This window comes from Marinobacter changyiensis (assembly GCF_009193265.1).
Classification (GTDB): Bacteria; Pseudomonadota; Gammaproteobacteria; order Pseudomonadales; family Oleiphilaceae; genus Marinobacter; species Marinobacter changyiensis.
This window is the reverse complement of the sequence record NZ_VZZZ01000003.1, coordinates 15,458-32,310: the sequence shown is the minus strand read 5'-3', so window position 1 is coordinate 32,310 and position 16,853 is coordinate 15,458. Positions and strand designations below refer to the sequence as shown.

14 protein-coding genes are annotated in these 16,853 nt (G+C 50.2%); 7 read left to right on the top strand and 7 right to left on the bottom strand.

All coding sequences use genetic code 11. The features are described from left to right. Window positions 1-25: 25 nt before the first annotated feature. Window positions 26-826 carry a site-specific integrase gene (locus tag F6Y09_RS08900; RefSeq protein ID WP_152206590.1) on the top strand — a complete coding sequence of 267 codons (801 nt, stop codon included), beginning with the start codon at window positions 26-28 and terminating at the stop codon, window positions 824-826. A gap of 24 nt (window positions 827-850) precedes the next feature. Here F6Y09_RS08900 and F6Y09_RS08895 read toward each other — a convergent pair whose 3' ends face one another. The 3 genes from F6Y09_RS08895 to F6Y09_RS08885 form a co-directional block, all read right to left on the bottom strand. Continuing rightward, window positions 851-2,650, bottom strand: coding sequence for a UvrD-helicase domain-containing protein (locus F6Y09_RS08895; protein ID WP_152206589.1), 1,800 nt, complete (start codon window positions 2,648-2,650; stop codon window positions 851-853). Continuing rightward, window positions 2,647-4,788 (bottom strand): ATP-dependent nuclease, encoded by a 2,142-nt coding sequence (locus F6Y09_RS08890; protein WP_152206588.1) that lies wholly within the window; start codon window positions 4,786-4,788, stop codon window positions 2,647-2,649. Before F6Y09_RS08890 ends, F6Y09_RS08895 begins: the two co-directional genes overlap by 4 nt. A gap of 64 nt (window positions 4,789-4,852) precedes the next feature. Next, the gene (locus F6Y09_RS08885; protein ID WP_152206587.1) at window positions 4,853-5,593 is read right to left on the bottom strand and encodes a tyrosine-type recombinase/integrase; all 741 of its coding nucleotides are present in this window, start codon (window positions 5,591-5,593) and stop codon (window positions 4,853-4,855) included. Window positions 5,594-6,565: 972 nt separating this feature from the next. On the opposite strand from F6Y09_RS08885, the gene F6Y09_RS08880 reads away from it, so the two are divergent. Genes F6Y09_RS08880 through F6Y09_RS08870 form a run of 3 tightly spaced genes read left to right on the top strand, consistent with a single transcriptional unit; the run spans window position 6,566 to window position 10,115 of the window. Then, a complete protein-coding gene (locus F6Y09_RS08880; RefSeq protein ID WP_152206586.1) occupies window positions 6,566-7,246 on the top strand; it encodes a TnsA endonuclease N-terminal domain-containing protein in 681 nt (226 codons plus the stop codon). Further along, on the top strand, window positions 7,237-9,153 hold the full coding sequence (locus tag F6Y09_RS08875; protein WP_152206585.1) for a hypothetical protein: 1,917 nt from the start codon (window positions 7,237-7,239) through the stop codon (window positions 9,151-9,153). Before F6Y09_RS08880 ends, F6Y09_RS08875 begins: the two co-directional genes overlap by 10 nt. Continuing rightward, window positions 9,150-10,115 carry an ATP-binding protein gene (locus F6Y09_RS08870; RefSeq protein ID WP_152206584.1) on the top strand — a complete coding sequence of 322 codons (966 nt, stop codon included), beginning with the start codon at window positions 9,150-9,152 and terminating at the stop codon, window positions 10,113-10,115. Before F6Y09_RS08875 ends, F6Y09_RS08870 begins: the two co-directional genes overlap by 4 nt. A gap of 1,718 nt (window positions 10,116-11,833) precedes the next feature. Here F6Y09_RS08870 and F6Y09_RS08865 read toward each other — a convergent pair. From F6Y09_RS08865 to F6Y09_RS08855, 3 genes are all read right to left on the bottom strand, one after another. Beyond that, window positions 11,834-12,277: a 5' nucleotidase, NT5C type gene (locus F6Y09_RS08865; RefSeq protein WP_152206583.1), complete on the bottom strand. Its 444-nt coding sequence runs from the start codon at window positions 12,275-12,277 to the stop codon at window positions 11,834-11,836. Window positions 12,278-12,344: 67 nt separating this feature from the next. Then, complete coding sequence (locus F6Y09_RS08860) at window positions 12,345-12,983, bottom strand: metallophosphatase domain-containing protein (protein WP_152206582.1); 639 nt, start codon at window positions 12,981-12,983, stop codon at window positions 12,345-12,347. A 2-nt stretch (window positions 12,984-12,985) separates the two neighbouring features. Then, window positions 12,986-13,273 (bottom strand): hypothetical protein, encoded by a 288-nt coding sequence (locus F6Y09_RS08855; RefSeq protein ID WP_152206581.1) that lies wholly within the window; start codon window positions 13,271-13,273, stop codon window positions 12,986-12,988. A gap of 248 nt (window positions 13,274-13,521) precedes the next feature. On the opposite strand from F6Y09_RS08855, the gene F6Y09_RS08850 reads away from it, so the two are divergent. The 3 genes from F6Y09_RS08850 to F6Y09_RS08840 all read left to right on the top strand — a co-directional run bounded on the left by F6Y09_RS08850 (window position 13,522) and on the right by F6Y09_RS08840 (window position 14,786). After that, window positions 13,522-13,953 (top strand): NIF family HAD-type phosphatase, encoded by a 432-nt coding sequence (locus F6Y09_RS08850; protein WP_152206580.1) that lies wholly within the window; start codon window positions 13,522-13,524, stop codon window positions 13,951-13,953. Between the two features lie 78 nt (window positions 13,954-14,031). Beyond that, window positions 14,032-14,541: a hypothetical protein gene (locus tag F6Y09_RS08845; protein ID WP_152206579.1), complete on the top strand. Its 510-nt coding sequence runs from the start codon at window positions 14,032-14,034 to the stop codon at window positions 14,539-14,541. Between the two features lie 74 nt (window positions 14,542-14,615). Next, window positions 14,616-14,786: an integrase core domain-containing protein gene (locus F6Y09_RS08840; RefSeq protein ID WP_152206578.1), complete on the top strand. Its 171-nt coding sequence runs from the start codon at window positions 14,616-14,618 to the stop codon at window positions 14,784-14,786. 245 nt (window positions 14,787-15,031) lie between these two features. On the opposite strand, the gene F6Y09_RS08835 is transcribed toward F6Y09_RS08840, so the two are convergent. Beyond that, window positions 15,032-16,666: a DUF2235 domain-containing protein gene (locus tag F6Y09_RS08835; RefSeq protein WP_152206577.1), complete on the bottom strand. Its 1,635-nt coding sequence runs from the start codon at window positions 16,664-16,666 to the stop codon at window positions 15,032-15,034. Window positions 16,667-16,853 lie beyond the last annotated feature (187 nt).

The window sequence follows — 16,853 nt, the reverse complement described above, 5'->3', positions numbered from 1 at the left end:
AAGCGGCTAACCAGGAGCTTATCTGATGAGCAAAACCGGCCAGGCACGCGTACTCACGCCCGAGCAGTTCGTCCATCTCTTAAGCGTTGTCCAGGATCATCGCTACGCGGAAAAGAATACTGCGCTTATACAGATTAGCTTCAAGCTGGGACTACGAGTCCAGGAGATCGCACTACTTCAAATCAAGGACGTTGCAGAATTACTCCCCGAAATCTCTGGTCAGCGTTCGTTCAAGCTCAAAGAAATCCTTGCGTTGCCTGCGTCTTACACAAAGGGCGCCGATGCACTAAAGCGGTCTAGATCAACATACCATCGGCGCCGAATAAGCTTCAGCGTGCATGATTTCGACCAACTTGTAAGGCGTATTGAGACTATGGCGAAGGCTGGTGCTGAGATTAAGCCTGGAGATTTCTACCCAGAAGTTAAAAAACATCGAGGTAAATCCCGAGATCTTCCAATGAATGATGGTGCATTGAGAGCTGCCATAGAAGAATATCTCTCAATCCGCCTTGCCAAAAACCCTTCGGTTAAAAAGAGCGATCCTCTCTTCCTAACTCAAAAAGGAGGCCCCTACTCCCCTAACACTCTACAAGAACACTTATCCCTCATGCAGCGGCAATGGGCTGGAATCGAACGAGCCAGCTCCCATAGCGGTCGTCGGACTCTGATGACGAACATCATTCATGGGCAAAAGAAGTCGGTAAAAGTCGCTCAGAAAATCGCCGGCCATGTTTCGGCCTCCACAACGTTAATTTATGAAGAGCCTCCTGAGGAATCACTAAAGGACGCTCTGCAACAGGCTGGCTTCCACTACTTGTCAACTTAAGCTTTTCCGAATATCAACACATTGCTAGACAATGTCGTAATCGAAATTCAGTCCCAGAAGTACGTCTGTTGTCGAGTAAACCCCATATCTGCCACGCGCTCGCTTTTGCTCCGAGATAAGGTGAAGATGTTTTCGGGCGCGCGAACCAATGACATAAAGCAACTTTTTGGCGGCCGTAACACCGCCGTCCCCCGCCGCTTCATCGCTGAAATGCGGGACCATACCTTGGAGCATGCCATATGCTATTACGACGTCGAATTCACCACCCTTGACCCCGTGGATCGTGTTCACGGTAACTCCACTTCGATGCCTAAACACCCTCCGGAAGAAGTCGATACCAGCTATATAGGCTGTGCCTTCCCTCCGAAGTCGATCAATTCTCGCAGCAGAACTGTCAAAAAAGGCCGTGTGATGCTCTGACAGCAAAGGATATGATTTCCAATCAATGTTTAGACGGTTCATCAAAGCGTCAAAGTAATCTCCGAGATACAGTAGACCGTCCGTTTGATCTATTTGAATTGAATTGCTCTCTCGGAGTAGCTGCTTTGCAGAGAGTTCTGCTGTGTCAACACCTTCGTTTTCAAGGTCTCTGATGACTTGACCTGCCCATCGCAAACGGCGGACATACTGGGAGGGAGACGAATTTGTTAGCCCGATCCGTGACAAGCGGTACCAGAAGTTTTCTATGTCCCGACTGAAAGGAACCATTCCAGGACCGTCAAACTCGTATTCTGGCAAAGCAGCTGCAAGTCGCCGCGTAACTCCCGCTAAAAGTACCCACCAAGGAGCCAGAATGCAGATCTGATCTGGTGAAATGCCCTGACCTACATAGAGCCGTATAAGCCGCACTAACTCAGTTTCGAGCTGATCTCGGTCCAAGGTCATGTCGTAGCTGATGTTGCTTGAAAACGCTCGGTCGGGAGATGCTCCGATAATATTGGTTGCTGCTACGTTGAAATGCGAAAAATAGCTTATCAGCCGATTCGTAGAACGGTAGTTTTCAGTAAGCGCAAGCTCCGTTAATGGAACACCGCACAGCTGGCGAAGCTGTTCGACCTCCATCGCAAAACCACCTAAAGAATCGAAGATGGCTTGGTTCGGGTCGCCGACAACGAATATCTTTGTCTGGCCCGCCCCAGCCCTGACAATTGAGGCTACAGTGGTGTATTGAATATGCTTCGTGTCTTGGTATTCGTCTATAAGGATCAGGGGAAAGATATTAGCCAAGATTTGGACAATAAAAGGCTGGTTTTGGATTAGGCGGGACGAGTAATACAGCATCAGCTCGAAGTCTATTTGCCTGTTCTCCGCCAAGCGCCGGAAATAGAGTGCAAAAATAGCTTTTAGACGCTCGTGCTTGTTTTGGTCACGGCACGTTAAAACATATCCTTGTTCGTTGAAATAGTATCCGCAATCCCAATAGGTAATTCCTGACTGAGTGCGGCAGAGTTCTTCCAAAATCTGTTCTTGCTCGAAGCTGTCGATGACACGGAATCCCTGAGCTAAACCCTGCTCGTACAAACCATAGGGCTTTAAAATCCACTCTAGGCAAAAAGAATGGATCGTTCCTATCCAAAGCTGAGATGTGTCGACACCGAGCCCTTCAATACGCTCGCGGATTTCATCGGCCGCTCTATTTGTGTATGTCAATGCGACAATAAACTGTCGCTCGCCTTTTAACCTCGACAGTTCATATGCAATCTTGTAAGTGAGCGTCCTAGTCTTTCCACTGCCCGGACATGCCACCAACATTAAGCTATTTTCTTCACGGACTGCCTGAGACTGTTCCGGCGTCAGCTCGGACTCAGTCCAAACAAAGGTCATGCCAGATCCCAAAGAAAGGCCAAAATCTGATCGTCAGGTAACGCTACACGAGCCTCTTCACTGATAGCGTTAAACTCGATCTCTCCCGATCGGTACTCGTTTAGCCGTTGCGAAAAGGCGTGAAGGACTGGAGGCATTGGGTTCCAGCCCTGGTTGTTCACCGCCAACCTGTGCTTGAGAATGCTAAACATCAGCTCGGTTGAGAAAGACCCGTGCGCAAATATAATTGCTTTTCGGATGTATTCGGGAATCGTAGTTCTCTCATCGATCCGCTTGCCCAAAAGTATTGCGAACCAGCCCTTACCTTCGTGATTGGCCATTGTGAGCACTCGTTTTCCGAATTGAGCGGGATCCCCTGATTTCAGCTCAGCAATTGATGTGACACGAGTCGCGGGATCTGAATAGACATCATCGACGGAATCAGCAACCTTTTCAGAATTGCCGCACGCCACGAAGTCCACTTCAAATGTGTGAGGAGCATAAAACGGTTGCAGCCAGGGATTACCGGCGCTGTGAGCATCGAGAGATGCCTTGCGACCCGCCCCTGAGACCTGAGCACGTCGGAGTTTCGCTCTGTAATTCACTACATCCGGGGAATCATCTGGCTGAGGCTCAAGGTTCATGAATGCTGCGTCTAAATCGGTAATGATAGCGCAACGCCGCCGGACCCTGGTCTGATGAAACAGCACAGAGACGTTGGTAAAACCAGTACTGCCAATATTAATTAGACTGATTCCGAGCTCATCCAAGCTTACGCCAAGCACCTTCTTCACCATAACTGGAATGAGGATTTCCTCTGCGTCGCCCTCAACCAAAACCACGCTCTTAGCGAACAGAAGGTTACTTCTAACAGCATCAAGGTAACGTTGCAGGTTCCCGATCTTTTCAGGGGTAAGCCCCGTAGAGGGCTGAAAAGCCTCACAGGTCGTGCCATTCCGTCCCACAATATTTACGCTACTTATGTTGCTAACCTCCGAGATGTGAGTCGAGTGTGTTGTATAGATTATCTGCGCCCCTTCATAGCCGATTCGATCGAATAGGGTTTTCTGAACGTGCGTATGGAGATGGGCCTCCGGCTCTTCTATTAGCAGGAAATTTGCGAGCGCCTGACGCTCATGCTGATATTTGAACTCAAGAAGTTTTAACGTCAAGAAGATGAGATTGGCACCACCAAGACTCAGTTCTTGGATTTTACCCTCGTGGGATTCGTCGAACTCGCCGACAAACAGTTTTAGAGACTGGAACAATAAGTCCGCTTCATCTGGAAGATCCGACTTTATTGCCAACAAGGAGGGAGAGTAGGTTTGTCCTGCGGCTCCATGTATTGTTTCCACAATATCTTCATGAACTTTTCGCACGTCATCCAGGTTTTCGATTTCCGCATTCATCTGCTGCGCACGCTCTACAATCGGCTGGAATTGCTCCTGATCGATTTGTCCGCTCTTGCTCTTCAAAAGTGTGAGCAGTGGATTTGTTCGGTTGTTATAGAACTCAGATACCACATCACGCAGAGCCTGAATGAACGTGAATGATACTTCCTTGGTGATTGACAAAGTGCCTGGAATTCGCGCCCCTATTTCAGGGAACTCGATTTCATTACTGAATGTGGCGTTTTCGACGTCTCCAACGATGCGCATGTATGTCTGCGGATCAGAAAAATCAGCTGTGCTCCGCCCAGTAAATACTGTTTCATAATCGTCGATGGTTACCTGATCAAGAATTGCGTTCATTCCATCAAAATCAGATGAATCTAGCGCGGCCAAATTCATCCTAATTTGCTTGTTTGGACGAAAGATCAGGTTATATGTTGCTCGTTCTACCAGTCCCTCAGGTTGTCCGACTCCGGTCCCATGAATGAATAAAGCCTGAATCGCCTCATCTTGGCTAACCTCCTGAAATTCAACTCCGATGATGATCCAATGGCCCTTCCAAGAGCCCAAGCCCCGATGGAAGTCCTCTGCGTCGAGCCTCCGGGAAGCTCGAACCATGTTGTCGTCCAGCAGCAGTCTCAGTGCCCTCAGCACATTGGACTTACCCGACCCATTTTCGCCAATCACTGTATTCACGCCTTTTTCAAAGTGAAAATCAGCATTGGCAAAATTGCGGTAATTAACGAGAGTTAGCTTTGAGATGTGCATTTACGATTCAACAACCTTGTATTGGAATATGTATCAAATGGCGCACTGGGCTATTTATGTACGCTCAATGAAACTCTACGCCTTCCAAAAAGTGCGCTCCATCAAACGTTAGCACATTCGTGTACACCTCCGTGGACTCGACGCTCCGATGACCGAGTAACTGGCTCACAAACTTCAATGGCCGTCCGTGCAGCAGCAGGTGCACCGCAAAGCTGTGCCGAAAGGTATGACACCCGATCTTGAACGGCGGCTCTCCCCCTACCTGCTCGATCAGCCGATCGATGTTGGCGCTGACCGCCTGGCGGGTGATCGGAAAAATCCGCTCGTCCTTCCGGAACTTCCCCATCCACAGGTAGCTCTGGATCCGGGTCTGAAAGTCCCGATCCAAGATGGGAATAAACCGTTTGGGAGAGCGTTGCAGGCTGCGTTTGCTTGGCCGCCCTGCCCCTTGCTTGAGCGTCTTGAGCATCACCCCGAAGTCGTAGCCGTCGTCGATGAAGCTGGCCGGGGTGATCGCCAGCACCTCGGAGACCCGTGCGCCGGTGCACCACATCAGATCCAGGATCAGCCGGTGCATGGGGTGCGATTCGCTCTCCAGCAGGCCGAGCACCTCGGGCTTGAGCAGGTACTTGGGCATGGTGTCCAGGCTTTCGAGCAGCATGGGCCGTTTGGCAATCAGTCGGTCCCAGTCGATCTCGACGCGCTGGATCGGGAACGACACCAGGGGCCGCTCCTCGAATCCAAACGGACCTTTGCTGGGTCGCTCTCGTGGAAATGAGCGCGCGCTGGTGATGGATTTTGACATTTCCCCTCCGGGGTTCTGTCAATTTTGGGGTGGAATTATGGGGCCCGATAAGCGCCCTGTTCCGACCCTTTCAGTATGGCAACAGCCGGGAAAATCGCAAGAAACGGGGTCTGGTTGACGAACTAGGGGCAAATGTCAATTTGATCCCTAGTTGCACTGTTCTGAATCGTAAGCAATGCCTGATCGGTTAGACCTGAGCTTAGGGACACCGAAGTCGACCCCAACACCGACGATGCAGCGGTAGGGGTGCCCCACAAAACATATCCCGTGGTCATGAGACTATTCAGGGTTCAGCGACTTCGGGTTTTGCTAGCCTCCCCCTTTCCCGTCACTCTAAACGTCCCTTTTGCAACTCATTCCGCCTTGCCTGCAAACCTCACGCTCAGGCGACGGCTGATCCAACTTTAAAAACCTCGAGCTTATAGGCGCTCATTCAGGAAAACTTATAGACTGTTTTTTTATTAAGCCCTTAACGAATTAATCTTTGCGTTATTTTGCCATCAGCCATTATCCCTTTTAAAAAGACCACATAATAAAAAAATAGAAAACCTATAAATTGTCTCACTTCATGCAAAGTTTGATCGTATTATAAACGCTAAAATATTTACGATTTATTTACATTTAAGATCATGCACCTATAGTCGTTATTTATTTTAATTCCTGAAATGTAACGATTCCATAGTGTTAATTAATAAATTGACATGTAATTAATTATATATTTATAAATATTGAAATGTTGCACTCTATTATTAAGCAGACAAACCATTCATTGTTTATGCATTTGCCTCCTACATTCACAACTCGGAATAAACGCGTTATAAAGACGAAAACGATGATTGGAAAAACATTGAAGAAGTTAAAACTGACATCACGCAGCAAGGGATCACGAACGGATATTATGGATTGAGTCTTATCGAATCCATGGCGACCACGCGCCCTGTCGGAGATTAACTGTGTTGAGAGGTGTTCCTGATGAGACTCCCCGAGAACCCTAATCAAGAGGTCAGCGTCTCAACCGCTTCCCTAACCCCTTGTCAGCACAAGACCAAGCTCAATTTACGCGTGGCGACCGATTTTCGGGTCGCCCAGATGCTCAAACACCCTCACCCCTGCGAGTTCCACTCCATCGCAGAGTACTATCACGCGGCCCTGCTGGAAGGCGATCCGGCCGTCACCCAATACGTGCCGCAGCCGTTTATGTTGAAGATTGGTAAACGACGCCGTTATGTTCCGGACTGCTATGTGGTGCGCGATGGCCAGGTGGACGTGGTGGAGCTTAAACCCAGAGCTGAGTTCGATGAGGATCGGCGACAAGCCCTAGAAGCATTTTTCCGGATCCATCGCATGCGCTTTGTGGTGATCCCCAACGAAGCCATACTGACCCGGCGCACCGAGGCCTGCAATTGGCTGATGATCCTGCAAATGCTGGTGTGCCATCAGGATCTTGATACCACACAGTGGGAACAGGAGCTTCTTGAGACGGTAATTCGCTATGGCGGTATCCGGTTCGGCGACCGCGTATCGCGTTCTGATCGTGATTCGTCCCGACCGCAGGAGATTGCCCTGCTGCGTCTGTTGCACCAGGGCAAACTGACTGCCAATCTCGCCAACGATCGCTTTGGTTATGATACGGAGCTGGAACCATGTCACTGACCTGGCGTGCTCGCCTCCGGCAGGAGCCGCGGCTGATCAACGTCGCCGCATGGCCTCAACTGGACCCATTGCTGATCCCCCAAAAACGCCGCAGAATTTATCTGCGCAACACGCGCGTCGTCCGAGCAGTCCTCAGCGGTGAACACTTGGCAACGGTCGCTGAAGCCGAGGGCATAAGCTTGGGACGAGTCACCCAGTTACTGAATCGGTGTCTCGGTGGGTCGTCAGATACGGCCCCCGCTTTGTTTCAGGGGCTGGTCCCTCATCAGGTGATAGCGAATAATGGTGCTGAACCCGCTCGGGGTCGCTTTGCGAAACTGCTGCAAGACGTGCCAGGTTTGCGAGTAGGACTGGATGAGATGCTGCTGGCTCGTCTGAAAGACAAACCCTGGGCGGAAGTGCCCTCACCGTCAGCCTACCACAACCTGTTCAAAAACCTGCTGGCGCGCGCGAACTGGCCCCTGGACGCTTATCCCTATACAACCGTCTCACTGGCTTACGAGTCGGTCCGGCGTGACTTACAGATGCGCTGGGTGATGTTTTGCCAAGCGCGCAAGTCAAGGCATGTTGCGTTCACACACTTTCCCATGCCCAGCAACGAATGCTGGCTTTACGATCGAATCGAAATCGATGAGCAGGTCATCGATTGCGAACAATCAACAGCTGGGGTTGAGATTCGGTTCTCAGATCAAGTTCCACCGCTTCGATTATCCAGACTCACTGTGCTCGCGGCCATCGACGCGGAGACCGATTGTGTGCTCGGCTTTCAGCTGGCGTTGACGAGTAAGCCAAACCAGAACTACTTACTGGCATTACTCCACCAGTGCGTCACGCATTGGTCTCCGCGCGCCCTGCACACCGAAGGTCTTGAACTTCCGCCTGGCTCAGGTTTCCCGAACCTAGATGAGAATTTACCGCTTCCGCTGCCTCGCACGATCGCAATGGACAACGCCTGGATGCACCACGCGCATAGCGTCGAGTCGTTTGTCACCCAGGAACTGGGGGCCACACTCAACTATGGTCGACCGAAATCCCCCACTGTCCGGAGAGCCATTGAAACAGCCTTCAACCGACTCAATCAGAGGCTAAGCCACCGTCTTGCCTCTACGAGCGGCTCAAGCGTGACCGATCCCAAGCGGGAATCGGCCAAGAATCGCAAAGCGGTACCAATAATCTCGTTAACTCAATTCGAAGACGCCCTGTACGTTACCCTGGCGGATGCTAACCACCGCCCCCGTGCCCATCTGGGTTCGGCAACGCCGTTGGACGTGGTACGGCACCAAAGTGAACGCGCTTATCTCGTGGATGTCGGTGATGATCAGCGCCAACTATGGAATCCCTTCCACGGCGTTGAGGAAAAGGTCGTACATGACTTGTCCAAATCCCAAAGAAAGGCCTACATCGACTTCGGGCACCTGCGTTACAAGGGGGCGGGGTTGCTCGCACTGCCCGCAAATGAAACCAAGGTGTTGGTGCGGTATGACCGCCGAGATATCCGTCAACTAGAGGCCTTTCGGACGAACGGGCAAGCATTAGGTCCTCTGTTTTGCCCGGGCAACTGGCGTGCCTACGCGCATGGCATTGCGACAAGAGAGTACCTCTTCAAGCATCATCGAAAGCTCATCCGAAGAAGCCCCGACCCACTGACCGAGTTCTTGTACCAACTAAGAAACCAATTAGCTCACCCCAGTGATGTCGCAAATTTTCTGGAGACCTACCAAGAATTTGTCGGTGGATTTGGCTTACCGACGTCACTCTGGCACCAACCGGCGCCTGAAAAGGGTGTAGAGACACGCGTGCGGGCAGCAGGACCAAGCCAGAGTGAGAGGAAAGTTAGCCCGGACAACCCAGTGGTCCGCCGTCCTCGATACTGGTCTACCGATCTCAATCCGGGAGGTTACCGATGACAACCCCGACAGTGTATGCCACGTCTACTCATCCCTTGCTGGAGCTGAAAGCCGTGCAATTCGAAACACCCGCCTTTGAACACTTGGTGGGGATCCTGACGGAATGGCTCTGGAGTGGAGCCACCGGCGGCTTTATCGTCGGGGCGCCCCGCATCGGCAAGAGCTGGGCGGCCCGATCCCTTAACAACCGATTGAGGTTGCGAAACGGACGTGCAGTGCCTGTTTTTTACATATCGATCGTCGATCGTGATACCAAGACCATTGCGGAAGTCTCTCGCAGAGCCTGTATTGACCAACAATTACCAATTGCCGGCCGTGCAACTGCCGATCGCCTGTCAGAGCAATTTTTAACCCATGTTTGTGATCTTCAGGTCGAGGCCGGTGTGCGCACCGCGGTTCTGATCGTTGATGAGTTCGATCATTTGACGCCACGCCAGTTCAATGCGTTTGCGGAGATGTTCAATCGATTGGATCAACTGCATCGAACGATGATGACCGTGTTTATCGGCAACAAAGCCGAGGCCCTAAGGCTCTTGGGGCACATGACCGGAGACGAATACCGACGAATCCGGGGTCGCTTTTTTAAACGGTTCGACGAATACTATGGCATCCGCAATCGAACTGAATTGACGGCGTTGATGAAACAGTATGACACCCTGCGTTACCCCGAAAACGGCCCGACCTATTGCGCCGCTTTCCTGCCCGAGGCGGTCAAAGCCGGTTGGCGTCTGGCGTGCCTCTCTAAAGACCTTTGGAGAATCTATGCAGAGATCGCAAAGGGTTGTGAATTGGATTCATGGGGGCTGGAGTATGTGGTCGGTACCCTAAACATCCTGGTGACGGATCTCTTACCCCGTTATGGCTGGCAAGATATTGAGGACGAGCTTCTGCAAGAGGCCATTCTGCTGACCCATGTGGCAGACGACTTTGTAAAAGCTCTCAACGTTGAGGTAATCAGTTAATGAAACCTGAACATCAGAAATCAACGCCCTGCAATACGATCATGAATCAGGGACATACCTTAGCCCACCCCCTCCAGAGCAGGTACGCCATTGCGAGGCGTTTGATGGTTGCCAATCCAACCCTGAGCTTATTCAAATACAAGGCTTTTTATGAGAGGGTCGGGCGCTTTGAGTCAGCGGACAGCTTTGAGCAGCTAAATCCATCCCACCCCTTCAGTTTATGCTTCCGGGTCAGGCAGTGTACTGCGTGCGCGAAGCAGTTATTTCACCCTGCGGTGTATGGATTGCCTGCACTTGGTTTATGCCCCATTCACCACACCCAATTTTCTGAGAAGTGTCCTGATTGCGGTGAATATTGGAACCATGCTCTCACTGCTCGGAGTCCCCATTGTCAGACTTGCGGAAGCCCGCCCTACGAAACACTGGGGCACCTTAGCCTAAAAAAAGCTGTGTATCGCAATCTAACATGGCTTGATAAGTGGTTGGTCTCGTGCGAAAACACCAGAGAAACTCAGTTATATCCAGCGCTACTGGATATCTATCAGCAATTGAGGCCTACAGTAGGTATTGAGCGTCCATTGTTTACACAACCATACGTTCAACATTCATTCTATGTGGCTTTTGAGTCACAAGAGCGGGGCGGCACACATAACCGGCGGCTCAAAAAGTTGAATGTAGTAACAGTTGACCAACCGTTGAAAACTCGGATAACGTGCCTCACCCGCTGGCATCCACCTCTATTTCATGGAATCAGCTACGACAGCGAGAACGCACCACCCTATATCGCCCCAAAATCGGTGTTGATCTCCTTTGTCGGCCTAGCCCTCCGCCGTATCCTTCGTTGGCAGCGTGACCTCGTTGGCATCAAGCACACCCTCAACTGGCACGATATCCGGGCGATCCGTCCAGAACAGATACGAGAGGGTTCGCCACCCTGTATGCTGTGTCTGGCGTTCAGTTTTTGGTGTCAAGCCATCACACTTAAACTGATCAGGCCTGACTTTGGTGGGCAACCTGGGGAGCACGAGCTGTGTCGGTTCACTGGCTACACCACCTATCCCAGAATTCCGCAAGGCGTCTATATCGAAGGCGATCATGGCAAGCTCTATCGTCCGTCGGCGAGCTTTGAGCGGTGGCTTTTTTTACGATCCACTGACATGGCCTTTAGTGAATTCGTTGGTCTTGCAGCATGGATCTACGATCAAACGGCTGACGAGAATGTGCGATTTCGCCAAACCACATACTCCCAGAGACATTCGTTCTGCTTTCCTGATCATCCGTCAGATCTATTGGAGGTAACAAAACAAAAAAAACAGCTTCGAGCGAAGTATTGGGCCGACACTCGACTAACCAGCTTAACATTGCCTCAGAATAGACTGAAAAGAATCATGCGGTGTCCGGCGATCTTGAAGTGTGACTGTGAGCGTATTTGGTCCATAGATCCTGACCCTGCAAGTGTTGGCCGGAGCAAAATAAATGAGTTGGTGGGTAAAATTCTGCAAAAAAACGATCTGATTCCTTACCGATATCAGTGGACAATCACCGACTACACGATAGAACGACTCGCCCGCGCCCAAAAGGATATGGTGGTTCTTCCATCATGCTACCACTCAACATTGTGGAGAGGCTCACTCCTTTGAAGATAAGATTACGCCTGATCAAAGACGAATCCTGAATCTTGGTGACGACTTGCCGGATCGCTCTCGGGTCAAATTATCCTAGATCCCAAGACGATTGCGAACGGCCGCCCAGTCCGGGTAGGCGCCACTGCGAAATTGAATAAGCTCCCCTTCGAAAAGGTCTTGGCCCTTTCCCTTAATATTGTCGTCTATTAGCAGATGTCCCTTGAGAAGCCCCTTCTGAGCGCAGAGAATCAATTTGTCGCAAAAGTCGTATCCGATGTGGACCTCTACCCATTCGCGCTTCTCAGCGTAACTGAGAGGGTTTCTTATGCTTGGGGCAGACAGAATGTGAGGATCGTATTCACCCGAAGCGATCAAGTCCCTCACTGTTTCGATTGCACCTTCTATTGGCTGAAGGTTGGCAAAGAAACGATACTGGGACTGAGGGTACTGGATGGCCGGATTCACCCTTAACGCTTTTAAAAAGGCGCCCTTGAAGTCACACAAGGTATCGTCCATATCGATATACACAATCTTCATCTGTGCTCCTGATCGGTCTGTGGTCTCTTCACGATATTCCACTCCTTCAGTGCCGCCCCCACACGTCTCATATGTCGATAATGATTGGAGGGTTGACTGGATGATAGCGGCTGTCACACGTGCTCGCGTTCGCAAACCTTAAACCGTCGCTTTCTCGAATCGCATAACCGTAGCTTTCGTGGATGTGGCCACAGATGTGAACCTTGAGATTCGCCAACTCATCGATTCTTTGAGCCAGCGGGAAACAGCCGACATGCTCTGCGTCGTTCGGTACGAAGTCGAAAATCCGGAATGCAGGTCCATGGGTGATCAAGACATTCGTTGAATTGGGAATTTTTGCCCGGAGCTCGAACATTTCGGGTTCACTCGCGTTAAACGCCATCTGCCTGTAGACAGGTGTCCAAGGCGAGCCATAAAAGACAAGTTTGTGAATAGTGACTTGTTCGTCTTGAAGGTAAACGATTCCGTTTTTCTTACACATTTCCCGAGACCATTCCGGATACCGTTCAAAGCAAAAATCATGATTACCAGCAATCAAAAGCTTGCTCTTGTGAGGCAAGGATCCGAACCATCCTGTGAAGTCATATAGAGCAGGCAAGGATCCGTTACCCGTGCAGTCTCCGGCATGAATCAGCGTATCCCCACCTGGAATCTGCGGCATATCAACATGCCGACTGTGGGTGTCAGATATGCAAACAATTCTCACCACTACTCCCAAAGGCAGTCTGAACTGCCCCACTCTGCGCCGACAGGTCCCCCTACGGCACCTTGGAGTTTTCTCTTTTTGATCCAATCAATCGCGATCTTGTCCATGTCTTCCGATGAGATTTCAACAACAAGTACATCCCAGGATTTGCCTCTGAACGTCTCTTTTTCGACTCGATATTCCTGCGGATCATTCAGTTCTAAAAAAACCGACTTCGGTTGCGCGCTGAGCAGCTCTTGGAAATAGAGGTGGTAATTCGGGCCGCTGGAAATTGAAGCTTTCGTGCTCATATCTTTACTCACTGGTCTGTCATGCTTGCAGCTTAGCTAGAAGGCTGCCGAGGCTTTTCATATTCCACAATTAAAAATATATTGTTTTAAAACAATACTTTACAGAACTTACAGTCTATGTCAGGATTTTGAAAACTTCTAGTCTAATGTGGCAAAGATGAATGGTTTTTTACGCTGGACCTCTTTCCGGGGGGGCGGCATCCCCCACCCAACCAGCGTGAAGAGCGCAATACACTGAGTTTGCGGTCATGAACGGACAAAACCACACAATGCTCTGCCTGGATCTCGAAGGGACGCTCATCAGCAATGCGGTCTCGCAAATACCCCGGCCAGGTCTCTACGCGTTTCTCGAGAGCGTGTCGGAAGTCTGTGACCTGATGCTATACACTTCGGTCAGCACTGAAAAAGTCGATGCCATTCGGACCCTGTTGATTGAAGAGCGAGCAGCGCCAGCTTGGTTCGCTGACCTATCTGTTATCCATCCCACGGGTACGTTAAAGCACAGAGCCCGCTGTGCCCGCTCTGACGCTATGTTGCTCGATGATCAGGCTGCGGTTGTTGCTCCTGGTGAGGAGTCATGGTGGGTTCCCATTGCAGAATATTTGCCACCCTATTCAGATCATGATGGCGAGCTCATTAAAGCTCTCGCCACCATCAGGTCCCGATTGGGTGAGTCATAATTTTGTTGCAGGCACATGCGGCTCGAGAGTTGCGGCTGGCTACCGAACTATGGGAAAAGGGTCAACTAGGTGATCCCAATGATGAAATATGAAGAAATCAACGCCTGGCTTGTCGCGCTTAAGGAAAACAAAAAAAGAACTGCACAGCTTGTTTTAGTCGTCTTCCTTTTGACTTTAATTTCCATTGCAATAGGTAAATCTGTCACGTTGCTAGTAGAAGGTGCGTTTACGAAAACTGAGTCACAACGACCTAATCAATTTTTGCTTTTAGAATTAAAAGATGCTCTCAGTGAAACTAAGCTGGAACTTGATGAAGTCCAAGTAGAAAAAACTCAAGTAAATCAAGATATTTTGTCATTTCAACAGGCTGAAGATAGTAGGAACCAAATCATTGGTCGACTCAGAGAAGAAATAGAAAGACTACAAAGCGTATCTGCCCCTGAGGCTGAGATAGAAAGAATAAGAATGCAAATAGCACAAATAAGGAACCGTGACTTTTCTTCTGGAATTTCATACCAGGAGCATTTTGAACTTCAAAAAAAATGGAATCTATTAAGGCTAAGGAGCGCACCTTATCGCAACGTATAGAAAATATTGAATTTAGAATTCGTGTGCTTGGGGGGTAATGAATAGGACTCGAAAATAATGTCTAACAATGTCAATTGGCGGACGCCAAGCAGAAAATCGAGGCATGGAGGACCTTCTATAACCAAGTTCGTCCCCATTCTGCATTGGAGTGGTCCACGCCCTCGGATTACGCCAGAAAACATGCGGTTTCACGAAGAAAACAGAAACCATTGGAGCCGGACTTTTCCAAATCTGGGTGGACCTAATACGGGGTCAGGGTCAGCCCAGCCACGATTGCAGTCAGCGCTGTAGAAACCAACAATGTTTTAATAGAGATAGACTTATCGTTTGACATGTTTCCCTCCTTAGTTTTATCGGTATAACAGCTTATTAGTTTGAATTCTTATTAAAGCGCAACGCCACCTCCCGTCCAAACCTGGATCACAACGCCATTTTCAAGAAGACCTAATAAGCTTTCCTTAAGTGGTGGGCTCACTACGACCGGTCAACGTCAATCCTTTAGCCGATGAACGATGAGTCGGATGATTCCGTCGTTGTTTTCATACCTTGCCCAGATATCGTTGGCAAAGGCATACAAGTATCCCGGATGTTTAACTTCCAGAGGTTTTTTTCCTCGCGTATGCTCTGTCAAGTCAATGTATTGGTGCTTCTCTGGTGAGCCGTCATGGGCCACCACTTTATCCTTGTCAGTGCCATTATCATTAGCAATACAGCCCACCATGCGAAACCAGTCGACATTTTCGCATCGTTTGGTAAACGCAAAGTCGGCCTTTTCGTCATTGGTAACCGTCTTCCAGACCGATTCCAACTTACCGAGCAAGCCTGCGGCCCATCGAATACCATCCCCGAAGGTGTGCTGGTCATTTTCCGTTCCTTTCCAATCGCAAACGTCTTTACCGTCCATCCATAATCCAGAGCCTTCGAAATAATATTTTCCTTTCCGGAGATAAATGCCGGTGTAGTTCCATCGTTGCTCGGCGAAAACGTCCACGGGTTCCGACGATTCATCGGGAGCCAGTTCGACCGCGTGACGATAAGATGGAAACTTCGGGCAAACCATCTCCTGCCGAAGATAAACGGCGTCTGAGACCCTGACAGTCGCTTTAGTCGGGATAGAGGGCTTCGCCAGAGACGGAACATTACGCGGGCGAGAGGGCAACATGGCAAATAGGCCTTTAAAGGAGTTATGGATCTCGCCAAGGGGGTCGTAGCATTCCTTCACCGAGTCCAGCGCACCTTCTTTGAACACTAGTTCCTTTTTCTGAGCTTCCTCCATCATCCACAAAAGGGTTCCTGATGACAGCGAGTCATCGGAGTACCCGCCTCCTATGTCGCTGTGGACCCCCGGGAACCAGGATTCCAATATGTCCGGATGTTTGGGAAAAGCTCTGGTGCCTCGTGTATTCGACCAGTGGGTAACGGTGAAGCAGGCGCGCATTTCGTCAAGACCCATTGCGTGTCGCCCGGTTTCGACATGGTAGCCAAGATTCCGGTCATGGAACTCCCAGCGGTCCTTTTTCTCTAAAAGCATGTCGATCAATTCAAGGTCATCTGGGATGCCCAGCGACCCGACGGTGTCCCAAACCCCGACAAACTTGACCTTGATCGTTCGTTCTGGGTGGCGGATTGGGACTTGACTATCGCCCCAGTCGCTCGGGTCAAACAGCTTGACCCCTTTTATCCCATTCCACGGGTCATCTGACCGGTTCTTGTAAACCTCGTCGTAGCACGCCTTCAACGTCTTTCTAACCTTGTCGACGGACATTTTTCGGAAGTCGATCAGGCCCTTTCCCAAGTAACCGGCCAGACAGCGCGCAACAAACGCCCCCCGACTGAAACCGACAATGTAGATTTCATCACCGGGTTTATAATTGAGACCAAGCCAGAGAAAAGCATCATTAATTTTCTCATCCAAGCCCATGCCCAAGGCACCACCTAACTTGCGGTCCACCAATCCATCCGTTCCGACACCCGGCTGGTAATATCGCCGCTGCTCGATGCCATCGCCGTCGTGCTTGGCCAGCAGGTTATAGAACTTGAAAACGTTCGTGGGAGAGGTAACCCCGTTATCTTCCATGTCTGGGGTATTCCAGGTGCCATCGCAGCAAAGGATGAGTCGTTTCATGACGGCCTCACGCTGTTGGTTTTGTTTTGTGGCTCACCGAATCCTATACAGCGTGAATAGGTAAATCTCAGTTCGAGTCCCTGATCTGAATTCTTACCTAGGATAGAGCTATTACTTGTAGAGTCTATGCAGACCTAACCCGATGAGGCAAGGTCGATTTGAAAGTCCAATCATAGGCCAAGAGTGT